The organism is Protofrankia sp. Cr1 (assembly GCF_963555865.1).
GTDB lineage: Bacteria > Actinomycetota > Actinomycetes > Frankiales > Frankiaceae > Protofrankia.
This window is the reverse complement of the sequence record NZ_CAUVXO010000096.1, coordinates 6,176-14,532: the sequence shown is the minus strand read 5'-3', so window position 1 is coordinate 14,532 and position 8,357 is coordinate 6,176. Positions and strand designations below refer to the sequence as shown.

The 8,357-nt window shown below is 69.6% G+C and carries 7 protein-coding genes; all 7 read left to right on the top strand.

Annotated elements, in window-relative coordinates; all coding sequences use genetic code 11:
- Positions 1 to 12: 12 nt before the first annotated feature.
- The 7 genes from argJ to argH all read left to right on the top strand — a co-directional run bounded on the left by argJ (position 13) and on the right by argH (position 7,875).
- The gene (gene argJ / locus U9980_RS10575; protein WP_322755776.1) at positions 13 to 1,164 is read left to right on the top strand and encodes a bifunctional glutamate N-acetyltransferase/amino-acid acetyltransferase ArgJ; all 1,152 of its coding nucleotides are present in this window, start codon (positions 13 to 15) and stop codon (positions 1,162 to 1,164) included.
- A complete protein-coding gene (gene argB / locus U9980_RS10570; protein ID WP_322767757.1) occupies positions 1,161 to 2,108 on the top strand; it encodes an acetylglutamate kinase in 948 nt (315 codons plus the stop codon). Before argJ ends, argB begins: the two co-directional genes overlap by 4 nt.
- Positions 2,105 to 3,304, top strand: coding sequence for an acetylornithine transaminase (locus U9980_RS10565; protein WP_322767756.1), 1,200 nt, complete (start codon positions 2,105 to 2,107; stop codon positions 3,302 to 3,304). Before argB ends, U9980_RS10565 begins: the two co-directional genes overlap by 4 nt.
- Positions 3,305 to 3,383: 79 nt before the next feature.
- Complete coding sequence (gene argF, locus U9980_RS10560; protein WP_322751656.1) at positions 3,384 to 4,367, top strand: ornithine carbamoyltransferase; 984 nt, start codon at positions 3,384 to 3,386, stop codon at positions 4,365 to 4,367.
- Positions 4,368 to 4,385: 18 nt separating this feature from the next.
- A complete protein-coding gene (gene argR / locus U9980_RS10555) occupies positions 4,386 to 4,976 on the top strand; it encodes an arginine repressor (protein ID WP_322751655.1) in 591 nt (196 codons plus the stop codon).
- 245 nt (positions 4,977 to 5,221) lie between these two features.
- Positions 5,222 to 6,424 carry an argininosuccinate synthase gene (locus U9980_RS10550; protein ID WP_322767758.1) on the top strand — a complete coding sequence of 401 codons (1,203 nt, stop codon included), beginning with the start codon at positions 5,222 to 5,224 and terminating at the stop codon, positions 6,422 to 6,424.
- Positions 6,421 to 7,875, top strand: a complete 1,455-nt coding sequence (gene argH, locus U9980_RS10545; protein ID WP_322767755.1) for an argininosuccinate lyase — start codon at positions 6,421 to 6,423, stop codon at positions 7,873 to 7,875. Before U9980_RS10550 ends, argH begins: the two co-directional genes overlap by 4 nt.
- Positions 7,876 to 8,357: the final 482 nt, after the last annotated feature.

Here is an 8,357-nt window from a genome sequence, read left to right as displayed (position 1 = left end):
GGGTGTAGAGCCATGAGCGTGACTGCCCCGGGGGGGTTCCGGGCCGCAGGCGTAGCGGCCGGGCTCAAACCATCCGGCCGCCTGGATGTCGCGGTTGTCGTCAACGACGGTCCGACGGATGCCGCCGCGGGCGTCTTCACCGGCAACCGGGTGCAGGCGGCGCCCGTCCTCTGGTCCCGCCAGGTGATCGCGGACGGCCGGCTGCGGGCGGTCGTCCTGAACTCCGGTGGCGCCAACGCGTGTACAGGACCAGCAGGCTTCACCGACACGCACCGCACTGCCGAGCACACCGCAGGCCTGCTGGGGCTGGGAGCGGGCGAGGTGGCAGTGTGCTCGACCGGCCTGATCGGGACCCGGCTCCCCATGGACCTACTGCTACCCGGTGTGACCAAGGCGGTGGCCGAGGTGTCGGCCACCGGCGGGACGGCCGCGGCCGAGGCGATCTGCACGACCGACACCGTCAGCAAGCAGGCTGTGCGCGCGGCGGGCGGGGTGACCGTCGGTGGGATGGCCAAGGGCGCCGCGATGCTCGCGCCGGCGCTCGCCACGATGCTCGTGGTGGTGACCACCGACGCAGTCGTCGACCCGGCCACCGCCGACCGGTTACTGCGGGACGCCTGCCGCACCACCTTCGAACGGGTGGACTCCGACGGATGCATGTCGACCAACGACACGGTGCTGCTGTTGGCGAGCGGCGCGTCCGGGATGAGTGTGTCCGCGGACACGCTCGGTGGCCTGGTGACCGATACCTGCGCCGACCTTGCCGGGCAGCTGCTCGCCGACGCGGAAGGCTCGACCAAGACGATCGCGATCACCGTGACGGGGGCGGCCGGTGAGGACGACGCCCTGGCGGTCGGCCGGGCGGTGGCGCGCTGCAACCTGCTCAAGTGTGCGCTCTACGGCAACGATCCGAACTGGGGCCGGGTGCTCGCGGCGGTCGGCACCACCCGGGCCGCCTTCGAACCAGACGCGCTGGATGTCGCGATCAACGGCGTATGGGTGTGCCGGGCCGGTGCGCCGGGCCAGCCGCGTGAACTCGTCGACCTGACCGGCCGGGCGGTCTCCATCCAGATAGACCTGCATGCCGGCGCCACGGAGCTGACTGTCTGGACGAACGATCTCACTGATGGTTACGTCCACGAGAACTCGGCGTACTCGACATGACCACCGCACCGGCCGCGGACCGGCCCTCGGCACTGGCCCGGGGGCATGCCGCGCTGGCCAAGACCACCGTGCTGATCGAGGCGCTGCCCTGGCTGTCGCGTTTCCACGGTTCCACCGTTGTGATCAAATATGGCGGCCATGCGATGAGCGACCCGGCGCTGCGCGAGGCGTTCGCCGCGGACGTCGTGTTCCTGCGGTACGCGGGCCTTCGGGTGGTCGTGGTCCACGGGGGCGGGCCACAGATCACCGCCCACCTGGCCCGTCTCGGTGTCGAATCGGTGTTCGCCGGCGGACTGCGGGTCACCACCCCGGAGACCATGGAGATTGTCCGGATGGTCCTGGTCGGCCAGGTCAACCGGGATGTGGTGGGTCTGGTCAACAGCCACGGTCCGTTCGCGGTGGGTCTGTCCGGCGAGGACGCCAACCTGCTCATCGCGCGGCGCAAGCCGGCCGTCGTGGATGGCAGCGAGGTCGACATCGGCCTGGTCGGGGACGTCGTCGAGGTCGCCCCCGAGACCCTGATCGCGTTGTTGGACTCCGGTAAGGTCCCGGTGGTCGCGACCGTCGCCCGCGGGATCGACGGCGGCGTGTACAACGTCAACGCAGACCTCGCCGCCGCCGCGCTGGCTGCCGCGATCGGCGCGGCGAAGCTGGTCATCCTCACCGACGTCGAGGGTCTGTACGCAGACTGGCCGGGCAGCGACGAGGTGATCAGCGAACTGACCGCCGCGGAGCTCGCGGACCTCCTACCCACACTGACCACTGGAATGATTCCGAAGATGGAGGCGTGCCTGCGGGCCGTGCACGGTGGCGTGCCACAGGCGCATGTCCTCGACGGCAGGGTGGCACACGCCGTCCTGCTGGAGGTCTTCACCGATGACGGGATCGGGACTCTGATCACGCCTGACACCGTGTCCGCCATCACCGTGGGAGGAGCCCCATGAACGCCGAGCTGCTCAACCGCCGAGATGCGGTGATCATGGCGGCCTACGGCCGTCCGCCGATCGCGCTGGAACGTGGTGCCGGGACCCGGGTGTGGGACGCGGACGGGCGCGAGTATCTCGACCTGCTCGCCGGAGTTGCCGTCAGCGTCCTGGGTCACTGTCACCCCGCCGTGCAGGCGGCCGTATGCGATCAGGTCGGACGCCTCGGCCATGTGTCCAACCTGTATGTGAACGAGCCGCAGATCGCCCTGGCCGAGCGGCTGTTGGAACTGCTCGGCGTCGACGGCCGGGTGTTCTTCTGCAACTCGGGCGCGGAGGCGAACGAGACGGCCATCAAGATCTCGCGCCGGACCGGCCGGAGTGAGATCGTCGCGGCGGAGGGATCCTTCCACGGACGGACCCTCGGCGCGCTGTCGATCACCGGCCAGCCGGCCAAGCGGGCGCCGTTCGAGCCGCTGCTGCCGGGCACGCGTTTTGTGCCCTACGGTGACGTCGCCGCTCTGGAGGCGGCGGTCGACGATCGCACCGCCGCGGTCTTCCTGGAACCGACGTTGGGTGAGGCCGGCGTGATCCCGCCGCCGCCGGGGTACCTGCGGGCGGCGCGCGACATCTGCGACCGCACGGGCGCCCTGCTTGTCCTGGACGAGATCCAAAGTGGCATCGGTCGGGCCGGAACCTGGTTCCTGCACCAGAGCGAGGCGGTTGTCCCCGATGTCCTGACACTGGCCAAGGGGCTCGGGGGCGGCCTGCCCATCGGTGCCTGCATCGGGTTCGGCCCGGCCGGCCATCTCCTGCGCCCGGGTGACCATGGCAGTACGTTCGGCGGCGGACCGATCGTCTGCGCGGCCGCGCTCGCGGTGCTCGCCACCATCGAGCGGGACGGGTTGATCGCCAACGCGGTGGAGGTCGGGCGCGTCCTGACCGACGGGATCCTCGGCGCCGGCGTACCGGGCGTGGTGGGGGTCCGTGGTCGTGGCCTGTGGCTGGCGATCGAGTTGGGTTCGCCGTTCGCCGGTGCCGTCGAAACCGCCGCCCGTGACGCGGGCTTCCTGGTCAACGCGGTCTGCGCGGACGCGGTGCGGCTCGCTCCGCCGTTGCTGCTCTCGGCCGCGGAGGCCGGTAGGTTCATCGCGGCGCTGCCCGAGATCGGCGGGGCTGCGCTGACCGCCGCCGAGCACTCTAAGGTCTGCGCATGACGGTGTATCCCGGTGTCCTCCGCCGCTGCGCTCCTTGCTCGCTGGCGCTCGCTGCGATGCTCGCTTTGGAGGCCACCTCATGACCATCCGACACTTTCTGCTGGATACCGACCTGACCCCGGGCGAACAGGCCGCCATCCTCGACGCGGCCGACCACCTCAAGGCGACCCGTCGGGTGCGGAGCACCGAGCCCGGCCCACTTGCCGGCCGCTCGGTGGCGTTGCTGTTCGAGAAGCCGTCCACCCGTACCCGGATGTCCTTCGACGTTGCCGTGGCCGAGCTCGGTGGGCACTGTGTGGTCGTCGACGCGGCCACCACCCAGCTCGGCAGGGGCGAATCCATCGAGGATACGGCGGCGGTCTTCAGCCGGTATGTCGACGCCATCGTGGTGCGGACGTTCGCCCAGGACCGGTTGGAGCGGATGGCGGCGGCGGCCTCGGTGCCGGTGGTCAACGCACTTTCCGATCATGCGCACCCGTGCCAGGCGCTCGCCGACCTGCAGACGATCCGGGAGCGAAGCGGCACCCTGGCCGGGTTGACTCTTGCCTACCTCGGGGACGGCAACAACGTCGCGCATTCGCTGGTACTGGCCGGTGCGCTTGCCGGCATGCGGGTGCGGGTGGCCTCGCCGCCCGGGTACGAACCCTTCGAGCAGGTGCTGCGGCAGGCAGCGGAGATCTGCTTGGTGACCGGTGGCGCGGTCACCGTGACCCATGACGCGCTCGAGGCCGCGTCCGGCGCTGACGTGCTCTATACCGACGTCTGGGCCTCCATGGGCCAGGACGCCGAGGCCGACAGCCGGTCGCTGGTCTTTCAGCCGTATCAGCTCGACGAAAAGGTGGTGGAGGCGGCCGGTGCTGACGCGATCGTCATGCACTGCCTGCCGGCGCACCGCGGCCTGGAGATCGCGGGTTCCGTCCTTGACGGACCCCGGTCGGTCGTCTTCGACCAAGCCGAGAACCGGCTGCACGCCCAGAAGGCGTTGCTGGCGTTTCTGCTGGAGCGGACTGATCCGGTCTCGCGGCCGTCCCCGCGGGTACTGGCTGGCAAGGTCACCCCGTGACCGCCTCATGACCGCCTCATGACGACACCGGCGCATGGGGTGGCTCGCCACGCGGCCGCGCCGCTGACCAAGCACGCGCGGCAGGCGCGGCTCGCGGCCCTGATAGCCCGTGAGTCGGTGCGCTCGCAGACGGAGCTGGCCCGCATGCTCGCGGCGGAGGGCGTCCAGGTCACACAGGCGACGCTGTCACGCGACCTCGACGACCTCGGCGCGACCAAGGTGCGGGGCCCTGACGGTGCGCTGGTGTATGCCGTCGATGTCAATCTGGCTCCGACGGAGTCCGTGCGGCTGCCGCTGGGCAGACTCTGTGAGGACCTCCTCGTTTCGGCCGAGGCCAACGGGGACCTGCTGGTCCTGCGGACCCCTGCGGGTGCGGCGCAGCTGTTCGCCTCGGCGCTGGACAGGGCGTCATTGCCGGAGGTCATGGGCACCATCGCCGGGGACGACACGGTCCTGGTGGTCTGCCGGTCGGCTCGGCTGGCCACCGGTGATCCCGCTGGTGGCGGTGGCCCGGGCGGCCCTGAACTCGCCGCACGGCTGCTCGACCTCGCCGACGGGCGCTCCCGCGGTTCACTGGCCAACCTGGCTGACCCGGCCCGGCGGGCCTGACCTGCGGGGCAGGATGATTATTTATTTGTGACCCGGGCTTTGCGACCCGAACATATCCGATCAAAGGTGGCGGGATGCTGGTTTTTCCCGCCACCGGAGACCCTTGATGATGGCTGGTCAAAGGTGGCGGGATGCTGGTTTTTCCCGCCACCGGAGACCCTTGATGATGGCTGGTCAAAGGTGGCGGGATGCTGGTTTTTCCCGCCACCGGAGACCCTCAATGATATGGGAAAGGTTGATCTGTGGTGACCGACCGCGTCGTACTCGCGTATTCGGGCGGCCTTGACACGTCCGTGGCCATTGGTTGGATCGGTGCCGAAACCGGTGCCGAGGTGGTCGCGCTGGCCGTTGACGTCGGCCAGGGCGGCGAAGATCTTGAACTGATCCGGCAGCGGGCGCTGACCTGCGGGGCGGTGGAATCCGTCGTGGTCGACGCGCGCGAGGAGTTCGCCCGGTCGTTCGTGGCTCCGGCTATCCGCGCGAATGCACTCTACATGGACCGCTATCCGTTGATTTCGTCCTTGTCGAGGCCGGTCATCGTCCGTCATCTGGTCGAGGCAGCTCACACCTTCGGTGCCGGAGCCATTGCGCACGGCTGTACCGGCAAGGGCAACGACCAGGTGCGGTTCGAGGTGGGCGTGATGGCCCTCGCCCCTGACCTGCAGGTGCTGGCGCCGGTGCGGGACTCGGGAATGACACGGGACAAGGCGATCGCGTTCGCGGACGAGCGCAACCTGCCGATCGACGTGACCGCGCGCTCGCCCTACTCCATCGACCAGAACCTCTGGGGCCGTACCGCCGAGTGCGGCGTGCTGGAGAACCCGTGGGTGCAGCCCCCGGAAGATGTCTTCGTCTACACCGCCGACCCGATGCTCGCGCGGGAACCGGACGAGCTGACCATCGGTTTCGTCGACGGGCTGCCGGTTTCCCTGGACGGCCGGGCCCTTCCCCTCGTGGCCCTGATCGTCGAGTTGAACCGGCGGGCGGGTGCACAGGGCGTCGGGCGTATTGACATGATCGAGGACAGGCTGGTGGGGATCAAGAGTCGGGAGATCTACGAGTGCCCGGCGGCGATCACTCTGCTTACCGCTCACCGTGACCTGGAGGACCTCACCCTCGAACGGGAGGTTGCCCGGTTCAAGCGGGGCGTGGACCAGCGCTGGGGCGAGCTTGTCTACGACGGCCTGTGGTACTCGCCGCTGCGGGCGGCGCTGGACGCGTTCATCGACGCCACGAGCGCCCGGGTCAGCGGAGACGTCCGGATCCGGCTCGCCGGTGGCGTGGCGCAGGTGGTCGGACGGCGCGGTGAGGCGAGCCTGTACGACCACGCGCTCGCGACCTATGACGCGGGTGACCAGTTCGATCAGCGGGACGCGCGGGGCTTCATCGACCTGTGGGGTCTGCCGACCAAGGTGTGGTCGGCTCGCGAACAGCGGCTGTCCCGGTGACCACGCCGGCATCCCAGTCACCGGCATCCCAGCCACCGGCACCCCAGTCACCGACCCGGCTGTGGGGTGGCCGTTTCGCCGGCGGGCCGGCCGAGGCGCTCGCCCGCCTGTCGGTCAGCGTCCAGTTCGACTGGCGGCTCGCCCCGTACGACCTGCGGGCCTCAGGCGCGCACGCCCGCGTGCTGCACCGCGCCGGCCTGCTCGACGACGACGAGATCACCGCGGTACTCGCAGCCCTGGACGATCTGGCCGAGGCTGTGCGAACCGGGCGGTTCCGGCCGACCGTCGACGACGAGGACGTGCACACGGCCCTGGAACGGGGTCTGCTCGAACGCCTCGGCACGCTCGGCGGCAAGCTGCGGGCGGGGCGTAGCCGCAATGACCAGGTTGCCACCGACCTGCGGATGTACCTGCGTGACCATGCTCGCCAGGTGGCGGCGTGTCTCGTCGACCTGCAGCTCGCCCTCGTCGATCAGGCGGCGGCCCAGGTGGACACGCCGGCTCCCGGGATGACCCACCTCCAGCACGCCCAGCCGATTTCCTTCGCTCACCAACTGCTCGCCCACGTCCACGCGTTTGCCCGTGATGTCGACCGGTTACGGGACTGGGACCGGCGTGCCGCGGTGTGCAGTCTGGGGGCGGGCGCGCTGGCCGGGTCCTCCCTCCCACTCGACCCGCAGGGCGTCGCTGTGGAGCTTGGTTTCGACTCGGCCTTCGCGAATTCGATCGACGCGGTCTCCGATCGCGACTTCGCCGCGGAGTTCCTGTTCGTGGCCGCGCTGACCGGCGTGCACCTGTCCCGTCTCGGCGAGGAGATCGTCTTGTGGACGAGCCGGGAGTTCGGCTGGGTCGAGCTGGACGACGCTTTCGCCACCGGAAGTTCGATCATGCCGCAGAAGAAGAACCCGGATGTCGCCGAGCTCGCTCGGGGCAAGTCCGGTCGGCTGGTCGGCGCGCTCACCGGCCTGCTCGTCGCGCTCAAGGGTCTGCCGCTGGCATATGACCGTGACCTGCAGGAGGACAAGGAGCCGGTGTTCGACGCGGTCGACACCCTGTTGGTGGTGTTGCCGGCGACCGTCGGGATGGTGGCGACCATGCGGGTGCATCGCGACCGCCTCGCCGAGGCCGCGCCTGCCGGGTTCGCGCTGGCTACCGATGTGGCCGAGTACCTCGTCCGACGCGGGGTGCCCTTCCGGGAGGCACATGAGGCGGTCGGGCAGCTGGTGGCCTGGTGTACCGCGCACGGGGTCGAACTCGACGAGGTCGGCGACGACGACCTGGTGGCCGTCAACCCGCGCCTGACTCCGGGGGTGCGCACCGTGCTCTCCGTCCAGGGGGCGCTGGAGGCCCGCTCCGCTCCGGGCGGGACGGCCCCCGTCCGGGTGCGCGAACAGCTGGCCGCCCTCACCGACCGGCTGGCCCAGGACCGCGAGTGGGCACACAGCCCCTGACGGCCCGCTGGTCAACCACTGACCGGGCACCGGTGGCTCCTGGCAGGTCGCTGTGACCTGCCAGGAGCCGTGCCGCACCGCGATGAGCGATGAGACGCGATGAGACGCGATGAGACGCACGCACCTGGATGCCGGACGCCGGCACAGCGGCAACGGCCCTCGATCCTCCCATAGCAGACAGGTGCGTCAAGGCGACATTCCGGCGATGTGATGTAGCTCACAGATCAAAAAGCCGTTGACATTTGACGTTCCCGTTCTGCACCCGTAATGTTCTCCTTGCCGGCGGAAAGCCGGGAGACACCGAAGCCAAGTCGCGACGGTGGCCCCAACCCCGGTCCGGCACTCTTCGTGAGTGATCGGAAACGACTGTCGAGGCTGACACCGGCTGATCCGGAGCGGTTTGACTCGATGGAAATTCGACAGTAGCTTTAAGAAGTTGTCCCGGACGGGTATCACAAAATACCCCATGGTGAACGCTTGCT